The following is a 21,379-nucleotide window of genomic DNA, read 5'->3' on the forward strand; positions in this document are numbered from 1 at the left end:
GGCCCGCTACTTCGGCGGCAGCGAGCCCGCCGGGTCGACCGCCTGGCCGTCGTAGCGCAGTTCGAAGTACAGCCCGACCTGCTTGCTGTCGCTGTTGCCCATCTCGGCGATCTTCTGTCCTTGCGTCACGCGCTGGCCTTCTTTGACCAGCAGCTTGCTGTTGTGCGCGTAGATGCTGAGGAAGTTGGCGTTGTGCTTGACGATCACCAGATGCCCGTAACCGCGCAGGCCGCTGCCCGAATAGGCCACGGTGCCCGGGGCCGCCGAGACAACCGGCGTGCCGGCGGCGTTGCTGATGACGATGCCGTTCGAGCCGGAACCGTCGTAGCCGCGCGTGACCTTGCCCTGTGCGGGCCAGACCAGCGAAATCGCGCCGGGCGGCGCCGTGCGCCGCTTGCCGGACGAGGTGGTCGCGCGCGGCGCGGGTTTGGGTTTGGTGCTGGCCTTGCTGGGCGGCGAGGAGCGCGCCTGCCCGGCGGGCGGTTCGACCCGCAGCAGCTGGCCGACTTCGATCGTATTGGAGTTCGACAGATTGTTCCACCGGACCAGATTACTGACCGTGGTGCCTTCCTTGCGCGCAATCTGATAGAGGGTGTCGCCCGACTGGACCCGGTAATACCCAGGCTGGACCTTGGTCGTGCCGCACGCGGTCAGCAGCACAAGTAATGCCGCCATCAACGCGCCCAACCATAAGCGCGTGTAGGGCCCGGCACGCCCCCGTCCGGCGGGCGGTGCGCTGCTGGACAAGTTGGAAATGGGCAAGTTCGAAGCGGACACGGTCGAAACGGACAAGGTCTGAACGGACACGCTCGAAACGGACAAGGAAAGCTCTGAAACCTGGGGCACGGGGTCGCGTGTCGGAAAGAAGTGCGTTCAAGGGTACCAAGAAATCGGGACCGCTTGGCATAGAATGCCTCTCATGTCTTACGCGACCCGGTCTTACCCGACCCGCCTCCTTTGCACGCTGCGCACTCTGCGCGCCGATGGCGTGCTGTGGCTGGCGCTGCTGGCCCTGGCGCTGCGCGCGCTGGTGCCGGCCGGTTATATGCCGGACACCCGCGCCCTGCATGACGGCCGCCTGGAAGTCACCTTCTGCTCGGCGGCGGGCAACCTGCCGGCGATCAGCCTGGCGCTCTCCGCCGAAGGCGGCAAGGCCGGGCACGACACCGCCAATACCGGCGCCCAATGTCCCTTCGGACTGCTCGCCCACGTCACGCCCGCCACCGCGCCGCCCATGGTGCCGCTGCTGCTGACGGCAGCCGTGCACGCCCCGCCCTTCTCCGCCCATCGCGCGCTGCCCGCGCAGCCCGCCCACGGTCCACCCCTCGGATCGCGCGCCCCACCCCCGCTGGCCTGACCCCGTCCCGGATCTTCCGTGCCCCATGCGCATCCGCAACGGGCACGGACTGCCCCGCCGCGCGCCCCGGCTGCGCGGCCGACTCGTCAATCCAGAGGTACCCATGAATTCGCTGTTTACCCGCGCGTCCACTGGCGCGCCGCGCGGCGTCGCGCCCGATCCGCGGCGCCGTCTGCTGCTCTCCACCCTGGCCCTGCTGCCCCTGGCAGGCTGCGGCAAGGACACCCCGCCCCTGCACGGCATGGATCTGTCCGGCATGCCCACCGGCGATTTCCAGCTGCAGGACACCGACGGCCAGACGCGGCGGCTGGCCGATTACCAGGGCCACCCCATCATGCTGTTCTTCGGCTTCACGCAGTGCCCGGACATCTGCCCGACCGCGTTGACCCGCGCCGTCGAGATCAAGTCCCTGCTGGGCGCCGACGCGGACAAGCTGCGCGTGCTGTTCATCACCGTGGACCCCGAGCGCGATACGCCCGAGATCCTGCGCGCGTACACCCAGGCCTTCGATCCCGGCTTCATCGGCCTGCGCGGCACGGCCGAACAGACCCGCGCCGCCGCCCAGTCGTTCAAGGTGTTCTTCCAGAAGGTCCCCACGGGTTCCTCTTACACCATGGACCACACCGCGCTGACTTACGTCATCGATGCCCAGGGCAAGCTGCGCATCGCCCTGCGCCACGAACAAAGTGCCCAGGACTGCGCGCAGGATCTGCGCACCGTCCTCTGACCCAATATTCAAGGAAACGCTCATGAAGAAGATCTCGATCAAACCCGTGGCCGCCGCGCTCGCATTGGCGCTGGCCGGCTTTGGCCCGATGGCGCTGGCTCAGAACGCCGGACTGACCGTGGAGGACGCATGGGTGCGCGCCACGGTGCCCAACCAGCACGCGACCGGCGCGTTCATGCGTCTGACCGCCGCCGAATCCGGCCGGCTGGTCGGCGTGGAATCCCAGGCCGCCAAGCACGTGGAAGTGCACGAGATGGCCATGCAGGACAACGTCATGAAGATGCGGCAGGTGGCGGGCATCGATCTGCCAGCCGGCAAGGCGGTGGAACTGAAACCGGGCGGCTACCACGTGATGCTGATCGACCTGGCCAAGCCCATCGCGGCCGGCGACCATGTCGCGCTGACGCTGATCGTCGAGGACGCCGCCAAGCAGCTGCGGCGCATCCCCGTGGACGCCGTGGCGCGGCCGCTGAACGCAACCGCCGCGCCGGCGGCCAGCCACGGCCACTGATCTCTATATGGTGGCCCGTGCCGCGTCGCGGCACGGGCGCCATTCAGTAAGACCGGCGATATCAGGGACACATAACGCCGGGCATGGCCCGGCGGCTGGCTCCGATTCGCCATACAATGCCTGCACATCCGCCGCCAGCGCCCACCCGGCCAGGCGGCAGCCGGCCACCGCCGCCGCGCTCAGGATGCCAGCGTTCCGCGCAGCCGGGCGCCCGTAACTGCCGGCAGGCTGGCCGGCGCCTCTGTATCTGGATATGCCCGGTAGTTCCGCCTTTTCATTCCTGCGTACCCTTTGCAGCCTGCGCTGGCTCGCCATCGCGGGCCAGGCCGCCACCATCCTGCTCGCCAGCAGCCTCCTGCGCCTGGATCTGCCGCTGGAACCGTTGTGGCTGGGCGTGGGTCTGTTGATCGGTTTCAACGTCTACGCCAGCCTGCGCCTGCGCCATCCGCGCGACCTCTCCCACGCCACCGCCTTCGGCCATCTGTTCGTCGACATGGCCGTATTGGCGTGGATGGTGGGCTGGAGCGGCGGCATCAGCAACCCGTTCGGAACGATGTTCCTGATCCTGACCGCCCTGGCGGCGCTGGCGCTGCCGCGCAACTGGGCGCTTGCGGCCGCGCTGGCCGGCGTGCTGGGCTATGGCGCCGCCGCGATCTTCGGGCAGCCCCTGCGCGGCGACGTCGATCCCCATAGCCTGCTGCTCTGGGGCCTGGGCGCCAATTTCCTGATTTCGGTGGTGGTCGTGCTGGTGTTTTCGACCCGGCTGGCCGCCGACATGCGCGCCCGTGAGCGCGAGCTTGCCCGCCTGCGCGAACGCTTCACCCGCAACGAGGGCATCGTCGCCCTGGCCACGCACGCGGCCGCCATGGCGCACGAGCTGAACACGCCGCTCGCCACCATGACACTGCTGACCGACGAGATTGCCGCCGAAGTCCAGGACGACGAAGACCTGCGGGCAGACGTCACCACCCTGAGCCAGCTTCTGGCCCTGTGCCGGGAACGGATCCGCAATCTGGCGGTCCCAACCGCCGTGGATCTGGTTCGCGTGGTGGGGCAATGGCGCCTGATCCGCCCGACCATCGACCTGCAGCGCTCGGGCACGTTGCCCACCAGCCTGCGCGTCGATCCGGCCATCGCCCACCTCTTGCAGGCGCTGCTGAACAACGCCGCCGACGCGGGCGAGGCCGCCGACGCGCCCCGCGTGGACCTGCACCTGGAATACGGCTACGGCGCCCTGCGTGGCGAAGTCCGCGATTACGGACGGGGTTTCGATCCCGACCATGCCATGCTGCCGGCGACCAGCCTGTTCAACAGCGGCAAGCCGGGAGGACTGGGCGTGGGCCTGGCCCTCTCGCATGCCACGGTGGAGCAGCTGGGCGGTGAAATGACCATGACCGCGGCCGAAGGCGGCGGCACCCGCATCCGCTTTTATTTACCTCTCGGCAACCCCGGGACCTGAATGTGATGAATGCAAACGATCTTGGCCTGCTGATCGACGACGACGAACTCTACGTGCGCACCCTGCAACGCAGCCTGTCGCGCCGCGGTCTGGAAACCCGCACCGCCACCGGCATCGCCGAGGCGCTGCGCGTGGCCGAAGAAATCCGTCCGGCCTTTGCCCTGGTCGACCTGCGCCTGGGCGAAGACTCCGGCCTGACCCTGATCCGGCCGCTGCGCGCGCTGCGCGAAGACATGCGCATCCTGCTGGTCACGGGCTACGCCAGCGTGGCGACCGCCGTGGAAGCCATCAAGCGCGGCGCCGACGACTATCTGCCCAAGCCGGCCACGGCGCCCATGATCCTGCGCACGCTGGGTCTGGTGAAGCCAGAAACAGTTACGATCGAAACGACCATGACCCCATTGCACCGCCTAGAATGGGAGCACATTCATCAGGCCCTGCACGAGACCGGCGGCAACGTTTCCGCTGCGGCGCGCCTTCTGGGCATGCACCGGCGCTCGCTCCAGCGCAAGCTGGCAAAAAAACCGGGGCCGGAACGCGAAGTCCTCGCGGATTGAATGTTGCGGGGCGACACATCTTTACAACACCCCCGTGTGCAGGTGCGACATATCGTCGCACCCCACCCTCTCCCCTCGGGGCGTCTGCTCCCCTAGGAAAACCCTGAATCTGCCGCCCTTGGGCCGGATTCCTCCCAGGCAATGCGACCATTCGTCGCACGCTTGACCAAAATCAAACCGATAGGATGGAGGTTGCTGCCTAGCAGCATTCCAGTCTGCTGCTTTGCAGCATTTCCCACCTTTCCATCCAAGGCTGTACGTGAAACACCCCCTCCTTGCGACCCTTACGCGCATATTTGGCGTCGGCGCGGTCATGCTGCTTGGCGGCTGCAACATGGAAATCCTCTCCCCCAAGGGAGATATCGGCATCCAGGAAAAGACGTTGCTGCTGACGGCGACCGGGCTCATGCTCATCGTTGTCATTCCCGTCCTCATCATGATCGTGGCTTTTGCGTGGAAATACCGCGCTTCCAACACCAAAGCCGACTACCAGCCCAAGTGGGCTCACTCCACGCCAATCGAAGCCGTCGTCTGGACCGTCCCTTGCATCATCGTGGCGATCCTGGCCGTGATCACCTGGCGCTCGACGCACGCGCTGGATCCCTACAAGCCGCTCGTGTCCGAACACAAGCCGGTGACCATCGAGGTGGTCTCCCTGGATTGGAAGTGGCTGTTCATCTACCCCGAGTACGACATCGCCACGGTCAACGAGATCGCGTTCCCCGTGGACGTTCCGGTCAACTTCCGGATCACGTCGGCCTCGGTGATGAATTCCTTCTTCATCCCCCAGCTCGGCAGCCAGATCTACTCGATGGCCGGCATGGAAACCAAGCTGCACCTGAATGCGCGCGAAATCGGCACCTACGCCGGCATTTCGGCCAACTACAGCGGCGGCGGTTTCTCGGGCATGCGCTTCAAGGCCCACGCCATGTCGCAGGAAGGATTCGACAACTGGATCAAGGAAGCCAAGGCTTCTCCCACCGCCCTGACCCCCGAGGTCTACGCGGAACTGACCAAGCGCAGCGAGCGCAATCCGGTCGTGAAGTATTCGTCGGCGCCGCCCGCCATGTTTGACTTCATTCTGGGCAGCACGATGAGCAAGATGGCCGGCGTGGACTCCGCCACGTGCACCTCCACGTCGAATAATCTGATCGCAGGAATCAACTAACAATGCTCGGGAAACTCACCCTCGAGGCCATTCCGTACCATGAACCTATCGTCATGGTTACGCTGGCCGCCGTGTGCCTGGGAGGCCTAGCGGTCTTCGGCGCCATCACCTACTTCAAGAAGTGGAAGTATCTCTGGACGGAGTGGCTCACTACCGTCGACCACAAGCGCATCGGTGTGATGTACATCATCGTTGCGCTCATCATGCTGCTGCGCGGCTTTGCCGACGCCATCATGATGCGCACGCAGCTTGCCGTCGCGTCAGCAGACTCGGCCGGCTTCCTGCCCCCGCACCACTACGACCAGATCTTCACCGCCCACGGCGTCATCATGATTTTCTTCATGGCGATGCCCTTCATCACCGGGCTGATGAACATCGTCGTGCCGCTGCAGATCGGCGCCCGCGACGTGGCGTACCCGTTCCTGAACTCGCTGAGCTTCTGGCTGTTCGGCGCCGGCGTCGCGCTGATGATGATCTCGCTGTTCGTGGGCGAATTCGCCGCGACCGGCTGGCTCGCGTATCCGCCGCTGTCCGGGCTGGACTACAGTCCAAGCGTGGGGGTGGATTACTACCTCTGGGCGCTGCAGATCTCCGGTCTGGGAACAACGCTTAGCGGCATCAACTTCATCGTCACCATCCTGCGCATGCGTGCGCCTGGCATGACCCTGATGAAGATGCCGATCTTCACGTGGACCTCGCTGGTCACCAACGTCCTGATCGTCGCCGCCTTCCCCGTGCTGGCCGCGACCCTGGCGCTGCTGACGATGGACCGCTACCTGGGCACGCACTTCTTCACGAACGACGGTGGCGGCAACGTCATGATGTACGTGAACCTGATCTGGATCTGGGGCCACCCCGAGGTCTACATCCTGGTGCTCCCGGCTTTCGGCGTGTATTCGGAAATCGTTGCCACGTTCGCCCGCAAGACGCTGTTCGGCTACAAGTCCATGGTCTACGCCACGGCGGCCATCGGCGTGCTGTCGTTCCTGGTCTGGCTGCACCACTTCTTCACCATGGGTGCGGGCGCCAACGTCAATGCCTTCTTCGGCATAGCGACAATGATCATCTCGATCCCGACCGGGGCGAAGATCTTCAACTGGCTGTTCACCATCTACCGTGGCCGCCTGCGCATCACGACGCCGGTGCTGTGGACGCTGGGCTTCATGATCGTCTTCGTCATCGGCGGCATGACCGGCGTGATGCTGGCCATCCCCGGCGTGTCGTTCGTGCTGCACAACAGCCTGTTCCTGATCGCGCACTTCCACAACACCATCATCGGTGGCGTGGTGTTCGGCTGCATCGCCGGCATGATCTACTGGTTCCCCAAGGCGTTCGGCTTCACGCTGAACGAGCGTCTGGGCCGCTACTCGTTCTACTGCTGGTTCGTCGGTTTCTTCCTGGCCTTCATGCCCCTGTACATCCTGGGCTTCAAGGGCATGACGCGCCGCCTGAACCACTACGACAACCCCGAATGGCAGCCGTACCTGCTGGTCGCGCTGGCTGGCGCCGCGCTGATCATGCTGGGCATCTTCTTCCTGCTGCAGCAAGTGTTCGTCTCCGTGCGTCAGCGCAAGCAGAACCAGGACGTCACCGGCGATCCCTGGGATGGCCGCACCCTGGAATGGTCGATCTCGTCGCCCGCGCCTTTCTACAACTTCGCCCACGTTCCTCACGTCGATGAACTGGACCAGTTCTGGGAAGACAAGCAAAGCGGCAAGGCCTACAAGCGCCCGGCCAAGTACGAAGACATCCACATGCCGAAGAACACCGCCGCCGGTGTCTGGATTGGCGCCTTTGGCCTGGTCATGTGCTTTGCGCTGATCTGGCACATCTGGTGGCTGTCGATCGTCGGTTTCGTGGGCATGATCGGGTCGTTCATCGTTCGCGCCTATGACCGCGACGTCGACTACTGGGTCCCGGCCGCGGAAGTCGAACGCATCGAAAACGCTCACTTTGACAAAATGCAGAAGGCCGCCTGAGCCATGATTCAAGCCGTAGCCACTCACCCCCACGCGGGTCACGACGATCACGCGCATCACGACGATGGATCCAAGACCGTTTTCGGTTTCTGGGTCTATCTGATGAGCGACTTGCTGATCTTTTCGGTGCTGTTCGCCACGTTCGCGGTGTTGTCCAACGCCACCGCGGGCGGACCGTCCGGCAAGGAACTGTTCGACCTGAACTTCGTCCTGGTCGAAACGCTGTTGCTGCTGGTGTCCAGCTTCACCTTCGGCATGGCCAACCTGAACGTGCACGCCAACAACAAGAGCCGTGCCATGGGCTGGTTGATGGTCACGTTCCTGTTCGGCGCGGGCTTCATCGCGATGGAAATCTATGAATTCCATCACCTGATCAGCATCGGCGCCGGTCCGGGCCGCAGCGCCTACCTGTCCGCGTTCTTCACGCTGATCGGTACGCACGGCCTGCACGTGACCTTTGGCCTGATCTGGATCATCGTCATGCTCGACATGATCCGCCGCCATGGCCTGGACTCGATCAACAAGCGTCGTCTGGCGTGCCTGAGCCTGTTCTGGCACTTCCTGGACATCGTCTGGATCTGCGTCTTCACCTTTGTCTACCTCCTGGGAGCCCTCTGATGTCGCACTCCGCTGCGGCCGCACACGGCCACGACGATCACGCCGCCGATCACGGCAGCCTGAAGTCCTACATCATCGGTTTCGTGCTCTCGCTGCTGCTCACCTTCGGCTCGTTCGGCCTGGTGATGCACGGCGCGCTGTCCCACACCGCCACCATCATTGGCGTGGTGGCGCTGTGCATACTCCAGCTGCTGGTCCAGCTGGTGTACTTCCTGCACATGGGCGCATCGAAGTCGTCCCGCGACAACCTGGCCACGTTTGTCTTCACCGTGATGATCATCTTCATCATCGTCGGTGGTTCGGCCTGGGTGCTGTACAACATGAACGTCAACATGGGCCACGCCATGTAAGACGGCCTGCCGTTCAGGCAAGCAGAACAGGCGCCCTCGGGCGCCTGTTTTTTTTGCTGCGCTCAAATGAAAGCCACGACCGCGCGTGGTGGGGAACACGGCGGCGGTGCGCGGCGCTGCCGGCGCGCCCGCGTGGGTCAGCGCGCCGGGCCGGCCGCAGTAAAAGTCACGTCGGCGCGACGCGCCAGTTCCGCGGCCGTCACCCCAACGAAGGGCTGCACGCGCGCGGCCTGGTTCAGGTCGCACCCCGCCGGGCCTGCGGCCGCGTCGAGCACCTGCTTGACCGCGCGTCCGCCCATCGGGCTCACCGGACCGCTATTGCCCAACTGCCAGGCCAGCACATCGGCCACCGCCATGCCGCAACGCGCCGGCGTCCGGGGCCTGCCGCCATATTCCAGCAACAAACGCACCTTGTTGTCCTTGCCCAGGCTCAGCATGGTCACGAGCGGCAGCGCGTCCGCCGCGGCAACGCCTTCCAGCCGCAGATCCGGATCGCTCCGGTCCGTGGGGTCCGCCCCCGCCTTCAACCAGGCCTCGTACAGATCGTCGGGCAGCCACGGCAGGCCGAGCGGCGCGATCCGGTTGCGCAGCGGCACCGCCGCGTCCGCCGCGGCCGCAAGCGGCACGCCCGCTGCCACCAGGCGGTCGGCGGTGGCGCGCAGCCGCGCGCGCTGGCCGTCCCACGCCGCGCTGTTGCCGTCGGCCGCCGCGCGTTGCTCCGCGCGGTTCCACACCGACAGCAGGCTGGACAGCGGCTCCGTGGACAGCGGCGCCTGAGGCGCGCGCGCGGCCTGCATCAGTTGATCGATCAGACCCGGCTGAAGATAGCGGGCCGCCAGCGACAGGCCCTCGTCCAATCCATTGCGGTCCGGCTTCTCTTTCGTCGCGCCGTAGCCGCCCACCGCGGGATCGGCCCCGTGCGCCAGCGCGAACGTCACGCGCTCGGGGACGGGATAGGTCGCGGCCGGCGTCAGGTCGCCGCCCGGAAATTCACGCAGCGCCGAGAGCAACGGCGTTTCCCACATGGGACTGTTTCCGTAATACATGCGGATATAGGCGGCATTGATGTCCGCCCCGCGCGCGAGCAGCTTTTCGGCGAACCAGAAGTTCTTCGGGGTTTGCAGCGCCGCGTGCAGCAGCGAGCGCCCATTCTTTTCGCGCGCGTTCGGATTGGCGCCCTTTTCCAGCAGGTAGACCAGGTTGTCCTTGCTGTCGCTGTAGTAAGAGATGCGGCGCATCAGCAGCGGTGTGCCGTTGGAGTCCAATGCATCCACCGGCGCGCCCGCGGCGATCAGCATGTCGGCCAGCGCATAGCGCTCTGCGGCCGGGCGGGTGTCCTTGGCGTCGGGCAATGCGCTGGCCACCAGCGAGAACCCGTTATCAGGGCCATCCGCCTTCGCGCCCGCATCCAGCAGCGCGCGCACCATCTCGAGCTGTTTGCGCGACACGGCCACGGCCAGCGCGGACCTGCCGTATTCGTTCACGCCGTTCGGATCCTGACCGCCGGCAAGCTCGGCGCGCACCGCGTTCACATCACCGGCCTGGATCGCCTGAAAGATCGCCAGGCGCGGACGGCAGGCCGACGCATCGAGCGCCGGGGTTTCCAGCGCGGCGCCGATGCGGGCGGCAACGTTGCCGGGAATGGCTTCCTTGGACGCGAGGCGCCGCGCGCAATACAGCCGGTAGTCCTCGCGCGCCAACGCCTCGTAGTAGGCGCGCTCCTCACGCGACTTTTCGCGCTGCTTCCAGCGGGCGTCGGCGCGGTTCAGGTAGGCGGCGGTGCGCGACGGATCGCGCCGTAGCACGTCGGTCAGGATGCGGTCCGCCTGCGCCGTGTCGCCCGACTCGGCCAGCCAGAAGCCGTAGTCGTTCAAGGCGGTCGTCATCTCGGCGTCCTTGCCGGCCGGATCGATCTCGCGATAATCCTGCGCCATCACAAAACGGCGCAGATCGGCCAGCGCCCGCTGGAACTCGGCCGTCTTGGCACGCGGAATGGCGCGCGCCACCTGATGCAGGGTTCGGAACGTGGCCGTCACATCCGGCGCCGTCTGGTGCTCGAAGCGCACCTGCGCGGGAAACGCGTCCAGCCGCGAGGGATACTCGCGCAGCACCGCCTGCAGCGTCGTCATGGCCTGCGCCCGGCGCGCCTCATCCCACGGCCGGCCGCTCGTGACCACGGCAAGCTGCACGTCCGCATTCACGGATGCAGCCTCGCCCTTGCCGTCCACCAGAAACCCTGTGGCCTTGCCGGCCGGGGCGCGGTGATCGGCCAGGCCGACCCAATAAAAGGCTTCGTCTGCGCGCGGCGACCTGACCTGCACGTTCTCCTCGCGCGGGGCCGTCCAGCCTTCGGGGTCGATCACCAGCGGCTGCGACCGGAAATCCAGCCGGAAGTCCTTGCCCCCCTCGCGCACATAGCGGTACAGGTACAGGCGGTTCTCCATCTGCCCGACCAGCACCACGTCCTTGACGTTCTCGGTACCCCAGACCCGGCGCTCGGGTTCGCGCAGCGGATAGCGCGACAGGCGGATCGATTCGATGACCGCGCCGATGTCGGATGCCAGGGCCGGTGGCGGCGCTGCCGCCATGCCGGCCAGCGTCAGCGCGACGGCGCCAAACAGACGGGTGACAACGGGGCGGAACGGGCGCGGCATGTACAGGAGACGTCGGCAATGAAAGGGATGCCGATGATACCCGCCCCACTGCACACCCTCGGGTATGTCCCAACGGGGATTGACCCGTAGATGGCACAAACCCGCCGATTATTCGTTATATAGTCGCCCCTACATTGTTTAGTTAACACCTTAGCAAACCGATTCCGCAGCAGATCATCATGGACGCCGAGCCCGTGCCGCCCTTCACGCCCGCCCCCCGCATCGCCGATCGGGCCCAACGGTTTGCCGACGCCTTGTTGCGTCACGCGCCTCCCGTCCATCCCGATGCCGGCTTTTTTGCCGCGGTCCTGGGTACCAGCATCGCGCACGAGGACCTTGCCCGCAGCGGCTTGTCGCCCGCCGAACTGAAGGACCTTCTGGACTATCTGTTCCCCGGCGCCCTGACCGGATTCGACACCTCCCTGTCCGCGCTGCGCGAACAGTTCGCCGCCTATGTGGGCAAGGGCGCCAGCGATCCGCAACCCGGGTTCACGCTACTGATGCGCGTGCTGCTGGACGCCTACCGCGCGCCCGGCCCCGAGACGACCCAATGGGTCAGCAGCATCCTCGCGCACGCCTGCCTGCGGCCCGATCACCTGTGGCGCGACCTGGGCCTGTCCGGACGCGAAGACGTCACCGTGCTGCTCGCGCGCCACTACCCCGGGCTGGTGAGCCGCAACGTCGACAACATGCGCTGGAAGAAATTCCTGGCCTACTCCGCCTGCGAACACGCCGGCCTGCCCGCCGAAGCCGCGCCCGGATGCGGCGACTGCGAGGACAGCGAGTTCTGCTACCGGGCCGCGGCATAAGCAGCGGGGCGGGCCATATTTGACCCGCCCGGGCCAAATATGGCCCGGTCTGTTATCTTATGAATCAACGGCTTACGATGAACCGGGTCAAAACTGGCCCGGCTCATCGCGCAAACACGCGCGTGGCCGGACAAAGACGGCGGCCCGCGTACAGCGCATTCGGCGCTTTTTGTTCGTAGAGCGTTGATTTCACGGCAGTATTTTTCGCTTCGCCAAACCTGGCACGGATTTCGCATATGTCGTTGCATCCCACCTTCGGGATGCTTCTGGCCCCACCGGGCCCAACGACGACACAGGAATCCGTCATGCCTACTCCCGCCTATATCAGCATCACCGGCAAGACCCAAGGCAACATCACCCAGGGCGCCTTCACCGCCGACTCGGTCGGCAACGTCTACGTGGAAGGCCACGAAGACCAGATCCTGGTGCAAGAGATCGAGCACCGCGTCAACACCCCGACCGACCCGCAAAGCGGCCAACCCTCCGGCCAGCGCGTGCACAAACCCTTTACGTTCACCAGCGCGCTGAACAAGGCGACGCCGCTGCTGTACCAGGCCCTGGCCGCCGGCGAAATGCTGCCCAAGGTTGAAGTGAAGTGGTACCGCACTTCCATTGACGGCAAGCAGGAGCACTTCTTCACCACCGAACTGGAAGACGCCACGATCGTGGACATCACCAGCGTCCTGCCGCATGCGCAGGACCCCAGCAAGGCGGACTACACCCAGCTCATCAAGGTGGCCATGGCGTATCGCAAGATCACCTGGACGCATGCGATCGCCGGCACGGAAGCTTCGGACGACTGGCGCAAGCCGCTGGAAAGCTAAGCCGGGCGCGCCGGGCCGCGCCAATCGCCGCACGGCCCGGCGCCTTCGCGCTCATCGCGCCTCACAGGCGCCGGAGTTGCCCACACCGGTAACTCAGTCCTCTTCTTGACCATCTGCGGCCATAACGATTGCCCCAATCGTCATGGCCGCACAGGATACCGAGATGCCCCGTTTATCCGACATGCGGTTCACGTTCGCCCCCATCGCAGCCAGCGCCAACTTCGAAGTGATCGAATTCACGCTCGACGAAGCGCTCTCCTCGACCTACCAACTGCGCGTGGAGCTGTCCAGCTTTGACCCCGCGGTGGACTTTGGCGCGCTGCTGGACCAGCCTGCGCTATTCACGATCTGGCGCGGCGACACGCCTGTGCGGCACGTGCACGGCGTCGTCACCGGTTTCGAGCAAGGCGATACCGGTTTCCGAAGGACACGCTACCGCGCTGTCGTCGAACCAGCCTTGGCGCGCACGGCGCTCTGCTCGGACTGGCGCATTTTCCAGCAGCAATCCGTGCCCGAGATCCTCGAGCAGATCCTCAAATCCCATGGCATCACCGACTACGAACAGGTCGCTACCAACGAGCACCTGGCGCGCGAGTACTGCGTGCAGGCGGGCGACACCGATCTGCAGTTTCTCGATCGACTCGCCGCTGAAGAAGGCTTGTTCTACCGGTTTGTCCATTCGGACCACGGCCACCGCCTGATCCACGGCGACCGCATCTACGTGCATGGGACGATCGACGGCGGTCCCGTGGCTTACAACCCGACGCCCGGAGGCGACCAGCCGGAACCCGCACTGCACCGCTTCACCTACGCCGAGCACGTGCGCACCGCGCGCCAGACGCACCGCGACTACACCTACACGCATCCGCAGTACGACCAGGAACATTCTTCGGTCGCGCGCGACATGCCCCATCACTCCACCCGCTACGAACGCTACGACTATCCCGGCCGCTACAAGCGCGACGAAGCCGGCAAGCCCTTCACCCAAAGCCGCCTGCTGGGCCTGCGCCGCGATGCGCGCATGGCCACGGTCGAGGGCGACGACGCGCGGCTCGTGCCCGGCGTCGCGTTCGACCTGACCGGCCATCCGCGAGAGGACTGGAACCACGGCTGGCGGCCGGTGCGCATGCGCCATCACGGCGTGCAGCACACGAGCCAGCAGGAAGAAGCCGCAGAAGCCTTGCAAGGAACCCAGTACCGCTACACCGCCGACATCATCCCGGACCGCGTGGACTGGAAGCCGGAGCCCGCTCGCAAACCGCGCATCGACGGCCCGCAAATCGCCTCGGTGGTGGGTCCCGCCAACGAAGAAATCTACTGCGACGACTACGGCCGCGTGAAGGTCCAGTTCCCGTGGGACCGCCTGGGCAGGCACGACGAACACAGCTCCTGCTGGATCCGCGTCTCGCAAAACTGGGCAGGCGCCGCGTGGGGCCACATGGCGATTCCGCGCATTGGACAGGAAGTGATCGTGGACTTTCTGGATGGAGATTGCGATCAGCCCATCATCATCGGACGCACGTATCGCGCGACCAACCTGCCCCCCTACGAATTACCGCAGCACAAGACGCGGATGACGATCAAGAGCAAATCGCACAAAGGCGACGGGTACAACGAGCTGCGTTTCGAGGATGAACTGGATCAAGAAGAGATCTACGTTCATGCGCAGAAGGACCAGAACATTCACGTCAATCACGACGAGACGACGTTTGTGGGAAATGACCGCAGCGAACGGGTTCAACACGATGAAACCATTGCTGTCGGACACGACCGCAAGGAAACGGTGGGCAACGATGAACACGTCACCATCGGGCAGGACCGGCGTCACAGCGTGGGACGTGACGACTTCCTTGATCACGGACGCAACCATATCATCCGGACGGCGAAGGATCGGATCGAAGATGTCGGCAACCATCGGATCGACAAGACCGCGGCCAATCATTCGATCGATATCGGCGGAAACGCCGAGGTCACCGTCCAAGGGCACCATCAGCTCAATGCCGGGAAGCGCATTGAAAGAAGAACAGTGCTCTATGAGCTGCAAAGCAGCGAAAAGGCCGTGCTGCGAGGACCAGGCGGCGCAATCACGATCGACGACAGCGGCATCACGCTGCAAGGTATTGCCATCAAGCTGAAGGGTCCCATCAGCCAATTGGGCGGCTCGGGGAACCAATTAAGCATCAAAGGCATTGCCGAACAAGGCCGCGCCCTCAATTCGTTGTGCGCCATGCGGGCAGACGGGACGTGCCCGCTCGAACACTGCTCCTGCGGCCGGGCAGGGGCGGGCCAATGACTCTGTCTCGCACGACACCCGACGCGCTCGCCGCGATCGCTGAACAAGAGCCTCACTATTACCTGCTCCTGGACGGCGGACTCGCAACCGGCCTGGAAGCCGAGGTCTCCGCGCTCGATCACCGCATCTGGCATGCGTGGGTCTACAGCGAGACCGAGTATGACGCGCAGTGTCGTGATGGACCTCTGCTCGTGCGTGCGCATTCCGATACGCCCTTGCTGCAGTCGTTCACGACAGACTGGCCGCCCAGACACCTGGGCGGGCTGCTGCTATCACGCCATCCCTTCGAAGTCGTGCTGAATCACCTTCGCTGCTTGCGGCACGCGAGTCTGCCAGATGGCACACAGACATTGCTGCGTCTGCACGAGCCACGAACATTGCGCGGACTGATTCAAGGCATGGACCACCAAGCCACGGACAGCCTTCTCGGCCCCGTGAATAGCTGGCACTGGTGCGAATGGAACGAGGGAAAGGGCGAGTGGTATCGACTCGAACACGGTAATCCCGGAAACGAACAGACTACAGACGCCTCCTTGTTGCTGACGACAACCCAACTGCACGCATTGCGTGCGCACCAGATCGAATATCGCGACACCCAGTTTGCGCGCCGCCTGCTGGCAGCCAATATCCCCGCCCTCGAGCGCGTTGACGAGCTCACCATGCTGACCTATGTGCGACAGCACACCGCCGTCGCCGCGTCGCGCGGGTTTGAAAACGATGAGGACATGTACGGTTATCTCTATGTGTACTTCGGCTATCACGATCAACTGTTCGCGGCCCAAAGCCCGCTGGCCCGCATCATGAGCCAACCGGATGTTCCCGCATGGCGCCGTGTGCGAAACGCTCATGCCTTCATGAAGGGTGCGGCCTGATGATCGTCATCTCCAAAACCGCGCGAGAGCTGAGCAACTGCACGGCCAGCGATTCCGCTGAGTCGTCTCGTCAGTGCAATAAGGTCATTCCCTTCTACCCGCTCAGATATGCCCTTGCCCCGGCGGAAAAGGCCGGTTACGCCTACACCCACAAAAATCTGGAACGCGGATTTCCTGTCCTTGCCAGCAGCCAATACGTGCTGCGCAGCTTGCGCGACGACGACGGCTTTCTCTACATCCTCGATCCGGACAATCGCGAGCAGATCCTGTGCTTCGTCTATCGCAGCCCGGATGGCGAGAAAAATGGCGGCAAGCGCAGACCCGCCAGCTTTCAGCGGCTTCAGCTCGACGAGGCGTTTCGCGCGACGGGGCTGGTGGGCGAGCTACTGCCGTTTCCCTATATTCCCGCTTATCACCATGACCCGAAGATAGTCACGATCTGGTTCGCCGACACGCTCTTGAGCGCCCGCAAGCTCACGGCCATCCATGACGGCTCTACCGCCGCGCTCGGTACATTCGGAACGTCGGTCGATTTGAGGCCCTGGCTCACCGCATTCGCCCAAGACCTCAATCCGGAGCAAGCGCCTGAGGTTCCCCACACCCTGCGCCTGGAAGACATTGCGGATCAAAAGCCCATCGGATTGGACGGCGCAACCGTTCCCTGGTCCGAGTATGCCGACGGCGTGATCGCGCCCTCAGTAGCAGCAATGCGCATGGCGCAAGGCCCGGGCAGTGCAAGATTGGCAGTGGTGCTGCACGACCCCGTCGGCATGGCCAGCGAACTGAATCACCGCATCGACGGCGTGCTGCAGCAATGGAGCACATACAACGAGCATGCCGCTCGCCTGCGCTGGGTCAGTGACGCGATCGAAGCGCTTGGCAACAACGTGGCCCGCGAGGCGGAGCTCCAGACGCTCTCGAACGATGCGGTCGGCAGCGCGCTACCGCCGGGCGTGACCGGAGGCGCAGCTAACGCGGCGCGTGCGCGTGCGTACGAAAAGGGCCTCGCCGCCAAGCGCAAGCTGTTCATGGAGTCCGTGGACGAGAAAGCCAGGGCAGAGTTTCTGAAGAACGATGTGCCCACGGTGGGTCGTTATCAGGAGTGGCTGAATGCCGCGGCGGCGGATCTGGTTCCTTGGGGAACAACGTATAACGGACCAGGCGCACTGTCGGCGACGGTGGCGAATCTTTACGACTGGGCGGATCCCACCAACTTCGCAGCGGGCCGCGCAGCCGTGGTTCGCACGTTATTCGGCCTGATCTGCTGCACGCCAGGCACGCAGGCGCTCACGCAGCAATTGACACCCGACGGACCGCGAGAAGGCACACTGCTGGCGTATGCCTTGACAGGCTATCCAAAAATTAGCGCGTGGGCGGCGACGCGTCGGGTATTTGAGCCAACGACGGATCAACTGTCGGACCAGGCACTTAAAGAGCTCAGAGCCATCGTCAAGGAAATCAGACCGGACGCTGCATCCAGACAACTCACGGCCTTGACCATGCTCGCGTTGACAAAGGGGCCGACGCCCGTGACAGCTCAGCTCCTATGGAGCAGCCGATTTGCTGCGTTGTTTGAAGCTGCTGAAGGCCGATTGGCCATGTTTGAGAACATTAAGACGCGAGACATTCCTGCACTGCTTCGACGGGATGCCAATCTATCCGGTACGGTCAACTTCCGAATTAGCGCACCTGCACAGGCCGTTAAGGACCACATCGCGATCATCCGCCTTGCCTACGCGCTGGACGACGGGGAGATCGCGGAGATCAGCCAAGCGGCGCCGGGTTTGCGTGCCAAGCTATCGCTGTGGCATGGCACAAAAGTGGGGTTAGGCGGGCTGAGCATGGTTACTTCCATCACCAATACAGTTGCCGCCTTAAATCAGTTCGCCGGAGGTGATCAATCCGTCTTGATTAATAGTTTGAACGTGACCGGGAATCTTTTGGGCATTGGCGGATCTGGCTATGGCTTGAAGACTGCGGTACTGAGTCGGCAAAGGGATATAGCTGCCCTGACCGGAAAGGATGTCGAGACTAGGGTATTGAGAAAGCTCGTGGAACGAGCAGATCGGTGGGCGATCGGTTTGGTTGCTGGTGCATCCCTGGTAACGGCACTAAAGGACCTTTCCGCGGGAAAGGCAGCCGGGAAGAATGAGAGGCATATTTCGCATGCGGGTATCGCACTACAAGGGGCTTCGGCTGGCGTCGGCTTTTCATATCTCGGCGCAAAAATCTGGACGCAAAGACTGGGAGTAGCAGCGCGAAGCTTCGCTCTTCAAAAAGCTGGTCAGACCGTCGCGCTCTCCACAGTCGGCCGGGCCGCAATCTGGTTTGCGGACGCACCGGTAGCTCTGATCATCTCTGCTTTTCAATTGGCCTACGCTTGGAACCAGAGCCGAATCGACCGCGCGAAGGTCGCCGACTGGATTAACCATGGATGTTTGGGCGTCGCGCCAACACTCGACGGCGTGACGGAACAAAAAAAGTACTACGAGCTATTCCTTGAGCCGAAGATCGAGACCAGCTTCAATTTCGGCAACATTGCTCTAGACGCCGTCATTCCAAGCTATAGACCCACGCGGTCTCAGCGCGAAGTCGTCGTTTTGTTGCCTGGCTGGCAACCACAGGTCAGTGCGTACGCAGTTACCCAACATGTGGCGTTCGGGGCCTATCCGCAATTTTGTGTGCGAGGCATATCATGAGGACTAAAGACCATGGATATGCCGATGAAGAAGAGACGCAGCGCAGCCGCTCAGGCGGCGGCCCGTGGGCCGCTGCCTGAAGTCCCAGCCGAACTGCTGGATCATCTGGTCAAGGGACCGATGACGCCCAGCGAGGTCCAAGACCTGTTCCTGTCGTTCCAGAAGGCGGTGATCGAACGCACGATGGCCGCGGAGATGAACCTGCATCTGGGTTATCGGCCAGGCGAGGACAAGCCCGAAGGCCAGGCCAACGAGCGCAACGGCGCCAGCGGCAAGACGGTGCTGACCGAGCATGGCCCGGTGCGCGTGGAGCTTCCCCGTGACCGGGACGGCTCCTTCGCCCCGATCCTGATCCCCAAGCACGAGCGACGCTTCACCGGGTTCGATGACCGGATCATCGCCATGTACGCACGGGGCATGAGCGTGCGCGAGATCCAGGCGTTCCTGGCCGAGAGCTACGGCACCGAGGTCTCGCCGGACTTCATCAGCTCGGTCACCGACGAGGTCATGGCCGAGACCATCGCCTGGCAGAACCGGCCGCTGGAGGCGATGTACCCGGTGGTGTTCTTCGACGCGTTGCGGGTCAAGATCCGAGACGACGGCGGCGTCAGCAACAAGGCGGTGTACCTGGCGCTGGGCGTGCAGGCCGACGGCCAGCGCGATGTGTTGGGCCTGTGGGTCGAGCAAACCGAGGGGGCCAAGTTCTGGCTCAAGGTCTTCAATGAACTCAAGACCCGAGGGTGCCAGGACATCCTGATCGCCGTGGTCGACGGCCTGAAGGGCCTGGCCGACGCCATCGGCACGGCCTTCCCGCGCACGACGGTGCAGACCTGCATCGTGCATCTGATCCGCAACAGCCTGGATTACGCGGGGTGGAAGGATCGCAAGGCTGTAGCCGCCGCCCTGCGCCCGATCTACGCAGCCGCCAGCGCACAAGCAGCCGAGCAGGCGCTACAGGCGTTCGCCGATGGGCCCTGGGGAACCAAGTACCCCACCATCGTCGCGGCCTGGCAGCGGGCCTGGGAGAACGTCACGCCGTTCTTCGTGTTCCCGCCGGACATCAGGCGCGTGATCTACACGACCAATGCCATCGAGAGCTTGAACATGCAATTGCGCAAGATCATCAAGACGCGAGGCCACTTCCCAACGGATGAGGCCGCCATCAAGCTCCTATGGCTGGCGCTACGCAACGTGCTGGCCAAGTCCGTCAGAGCGACCTTCGACTGGAAAGTCGCCATGAACCAGTTTGCTATCCTGTTCGGCGAACGGTTTACTGCGGCCCGGGGATAACAACTTTTAAAACGCCTCGCCCACAAAAATACGGACAGGCTCGGCGTTCGGTCTGATGAAGGAGATCCAGCTTAGCGGCCCAGACAAAGTGATTCTCAAGAACGGCAACGGCTACATACGCCTGGATGCCCATAATTTGCTCGGCAACACCGTCGTGCGCTATTGGCCGAATGGCTTTACCAGGCCGGACCTTATGCTCGAAAAAACTCACTAATGCATACGCACAATCCTTTGCTCACTTTTCAAGAAATGCTGTCCAACCTGCGGGCACGATCAGACTGGCAATCACTACCCGATATCCGTCTCGCAATGTGGCCGGGCCAGGTGAGTTTTTCCGATGACCTATCCGACCCTCGAATGTTCAACGAACGCTACGTGGAGAGCCGCGTATTTGCGGGAAAAATGGCGTTTGTCCTTTATTTGCTTTGCGGAGCATTTTTGACGTCGTCTGCATTCATCCTCTACTTCGTATGGTGGACTTTAGACGAAGGCGGAACGGCATACGAGGCATTGGCTGACAGTTGGGTAATCGTGCTGCTTTCGGCCCTTACAGGTTGGCTAGCTGGCGTCCTGCTGAAGCTGGAACCCGCCTGCGTTCGGTTCAACCGTCAAGCTCAGGTCGTTCACATCTATGACGGCCCGAGCAAAGCGACCACGGTTGCATGGCGGGATGTGCACCCCTTCACCGAGTTCAGTACTTCGGCAGACGGAAAGTTCGCTATCAGACTAGTCTTTCAGACTGGGCCGGCCGATCTGGCGATGGCGTCAGGTGCATTCGACATCGGTGACGAATCGGCAATGATCGACAACCTAACAAGACTTGAGTTCTTGCGCCGTTACATGGCCGAGGGCCTAACAGCCGTGCAGCCCGACCCTCAGCGCATCCCTTGCAAGCCAAGCGGATTCACAAAATCTGTCACCCTGAAAGAAGATGGAGTGCTCAGTTTCCTCCTAGCGAAATTTTTCGTCTTTCCCGCGTACTGTTTGGCCGGCGGTCCGTTCATCGATCGCTACCTCCTGCGTCGCGCGTCGCTTCTCCAATGGCCCGCCGAGGTCGAGCGCCTCTGTGCGCCGGACGCGGATCTTAGCGGCTATGACACCACACCTGTTCGACCTCACAAGCACCACTTTTACCGATTCGATGGGCGAGGGATCGAAATCGTCGGCAACGACGGGAACGCAATTGGATGAGCACCGCCCCAGCGTTAGCGC

The 21,379-nt window shown here is 63.7% G+C and carries 19 protein-coding genes; 17 read left to right on the forward strand and 2 right to left on the reverse strand.

Translation table 11 applies throughout. The features are described 5' to 3' along the window. Nucleotides 1–6: 6 nt before the first annotated feature. Nucleotides 7–675, reverse strand: a complete 669-nt coding sequence (locus V6V88_RS21630) for a peptidoglycan DD-metalloendopeptidase family protein (protein ID WP_056326379.1) — start codon at nucleotides 673–675, stop codon at nucleotides 7–9. A 244-nt stretch (nucleotides 676–919) separates the two neighbouring features. On the opposite strand from V6V88_RS21630, the gene V6V88_RS21635 reads away from it, so the two are divergent. From V6V88_RS21635 to cyoD, 9 genes are all read left to right on the forward strand, one after another. Next, nucleotides 920–1,357 (forward strand): DUF2946 family protein, encoded by a 438-nt coding sequence (locus V6V88_RS21635; protein ID WP_223572540.1) that lies wholly within the window; start codon nucleotides 920–922, stop codon nucleotides 1,355–1,357. 103 nt (nucleotides 1,358–1,460) lie between these two features. Continuing rightward, entirely contained in the window at nucleotides 1,461–2,084 is a 624-nt protein-coding gene (locus V6V88_RS21640; protein ID WP_338616276.1) for an SCO family protein, read from the forward strand. 22 nt (nucleotides 2,085–2,106) lie between these two features. Then, on the forward strand, nucleotides 2,107–2,595 hold the full coding sequence (locus tag V6V88_RS21645) for a copper chaperone PCu(A)C (RefSeq protein ID WP_223572544.1): 489 nt from the start codon (nucleotides 2,107–2,109) through the stop codon (nucleotides 2,593–2,595). A 253-nt stretch (nucleotides 2,596–2,848) separates the two neighbouring features. After that, the gene (locus V6V88_RS21650; protein WP_056326371.1) at nucleotides 2,849–4,054 is read left to right on the forward strand and encodes a HAMP domain-containing histidine kinase; all 1,206 of its coding nucleotides are present in this window, start codon (nucleotides 2,849–2,851) and stop codon (nucleotides 4,052–4,054) included. A gap of 5 nt (nucleotides 4,055–4,059) precedes the next feature. After that, on the forward strand, nucleotides 4,060–4,611 hold the full coding sequence (locus tag V6V88_RS21655; protein WP_062839675.1) for a response regulator: 552 nt from the start codon (nucleotides 4,060–4,062) through the stop codon (nucleotides 4,609–4,611). A 259-nt stretch (nucleotides 4,612–4,870) separates the two neighbouring features. Next, a complete protein-coding gene (cyoA, locus tag V6V88_RS21660; protein WP_338616278.1) occupies nucleotides 4,871–5,779 on the forward strand; it encodes a ubiquinol oxidase subunit II in 909 nt (302 codons plus the stop codon). A 2-nt stretch (nucleotides 5,780–5,781) separates the two neighbouring features. After that, complete coding sequence (gene cyoB / locus V6V88_RS21665) at nucleotides 5,782–7,758, forward strand: cytochrome o ubiquinol oxidase subunit I (RefSeq protein WP_062839676.1); 1,977 nt, start codon at nucleotides 5,782–5,784, stop codon at nucleotides 7,756–7,758. Between the two features lie 3 nt (nucleotides 7,759–7,761). Next, complete coding sequence (gene cyoC, locus V6V88_RS21670) at nucleotides 7,762–8,376, forward strand: cytochrome o ubiquinol oxidase subunit III (RefSeq protein WP_056326361.1); 615 nt, start codon at nucleotides 7,762–7,764, stop codon at nucleotides 8,374–8,376. Then, nucleotides 8,376–8,726, forward strand: a complete 351-nt coding sequence (cyoD, locus tag V6V88_RS21675; RefSeq protein ID WP_056326358.1) for a cytochrome o ubiquinol oxidase subunit IV — start codon at nucleotides 8,376–8,378, stop codon at nucleotides 8,724–8,726. Before cyoC ends, cyoD begins: the two co-directional genes overlap by 1 nt. A gap of 137 nt (nucleotides 8,727–8,863) precedes the next feature. Here the strand turns inward: cyoD and V6V88_RS21680 are convergent, their stop codons facing one another. Next, the gene (locus V6V88_RS21680; RefSeq protein ID WP_338616282.1) at nucleotides 8,864–11,380 is read right to left on the reverse strand and encodes an ankyrin repeat domain-containing protein; all 2,517 of its coding nucleotides are present in this window, start codon (nucleotides 11,378–11,380) and stop codon (nucleotides 8,864–8,866) included. A 179-nt stretch (nucleotides 11,381–11,559) separates the two neighbouring features. On the opposite strand from V6V88_RS21680, the gene V6V88_RS21685 reads away from it, so the two are divergent. The 8 genes from V6V88_RS21685 to V6V88_RS21720 all read left to right on the forward strand — a co-directional run bounded on the left by V6V88_RS21685 (nucleotide 11,560) and on the right by V6V88_RS21720 (nucleotide 21,358). Then, nucleotides 11,560–12,189 (forward strand): nitrogen fixation protein NifQ, encoded by a 630-nt coding sequence (locus V6V88_RS21685; RefSeq protein WP_223572548.1) that lies wholly within the window; start codon nucleotides 11,560–11,562, stop codon nucleotides 12,187–12,189. A gap of 305 nt (nucleotides 12,190–12,494) precedes the next feature. Then, nucleotides 12,495–13,013, forward strand: coding sequence for an Hcp family type VI secretion system effector (locus V6V88_RS21690; protein ID WP_056326349.1), 519 nt, complete (start codon nucleotides 12,495–12,497; stop codon nucleotides 13,011–13,013). A gap of 163 nt (nucleotides 13,014–13,176) precedes the next feature. Further along, nucleotides 13,177–15,306 carry a type VI secretion system tip protein TssI/VgrG gene (gene tssI / locus V6V88_RS21695; protein ID WP_338616286.1) on the forward strand — a complete coding sequence of 710 codons (2,130 nt, stop codon included), beginning with the start codon at nucleotides 13,177–13,179 and terminating at the stop codon, nucleotides 15,304–15,306. Further along, nucleotides 15,303–16,178, forward strand: a complete 876-nt coding sequence (locus V6V88_RS21700; protein WP_280002744.1) for a DUF4123 domain-containing protein — start codon at nucleotides 15,303–15,305, stop codon at nucleotides 16,176–16,178. Before tssI ends, V6V88_RS21700 begins: the two co-directional genes overlap by 4 nt. Then, nucleotides 16,178–18,877, forward strand: a complete 2,700-nt coding sequence (locus V6V88_RS21705) for a toxin VasX (protein WP_338616289.1) — start codon at nucleotides 16,178–16,180, stop codon at nucleotides 18,875–18,877. Before V6V88_RS21700 ends, V6V88_RS21705 begins: the two co-directional genes overlap by 1 nt. Before the next feature lie 18 nt (nucleotides 18,878–18,895). Next, on the forward strand, nucleotides 18,896–20,167 hold the full coding sequence (locus V6V88_RS21710; RefSeq protein ID WP_102776314.1) for an IS256 family transposase: 1,272 nt from the start codon (nucleotides 18,896–18,898) through the stop codon (nucleotides 20,165–20,167). A gap of 55 nt (nucleotides 20,168–20,222) precedes the next feature. Next, nucleotides 20,223–20,381 carry a hypothetical protein gene (locus V6V88_RS21715; RefSeq protein ID WP_338616291.1) on the forward strand — a complete coding sequence of 53 codons (159 nt, stop codon included), beginning with the start codon at nucleotides 20,223–20,225 and terminating at the stop codon, nucleotides 20,379–20,381. Then, complete coding sequence (locus tag V6V88_RS21720; protein ID WP_280002741.1) at nucleotides 20,381–21,358, forward strand: hypothetical protein; 978 nt, start codon at nucleotides 20,381–20,383, stop codon at nucleotides 21,356–21,358. Before V6V88_RS21715 ends, V6V88_RS21720 begins: the two co-directional genes overlap by 1 nt. Nucleotides 21,359–21,379 lie beyond the last annotated feature (21 nt).

The sequence above is a fragment of the Achromobacter sp. E1 genome (genome assembly GCF_037039475.1).
Taxonomy (GTDB): domain Bacteria; phylum Pseudomonadota; class Gammaproteobacteria; order Burkholderiales; family Burkholderiaceae_B; genus Achromobacter; species Achromobacter mucicolens.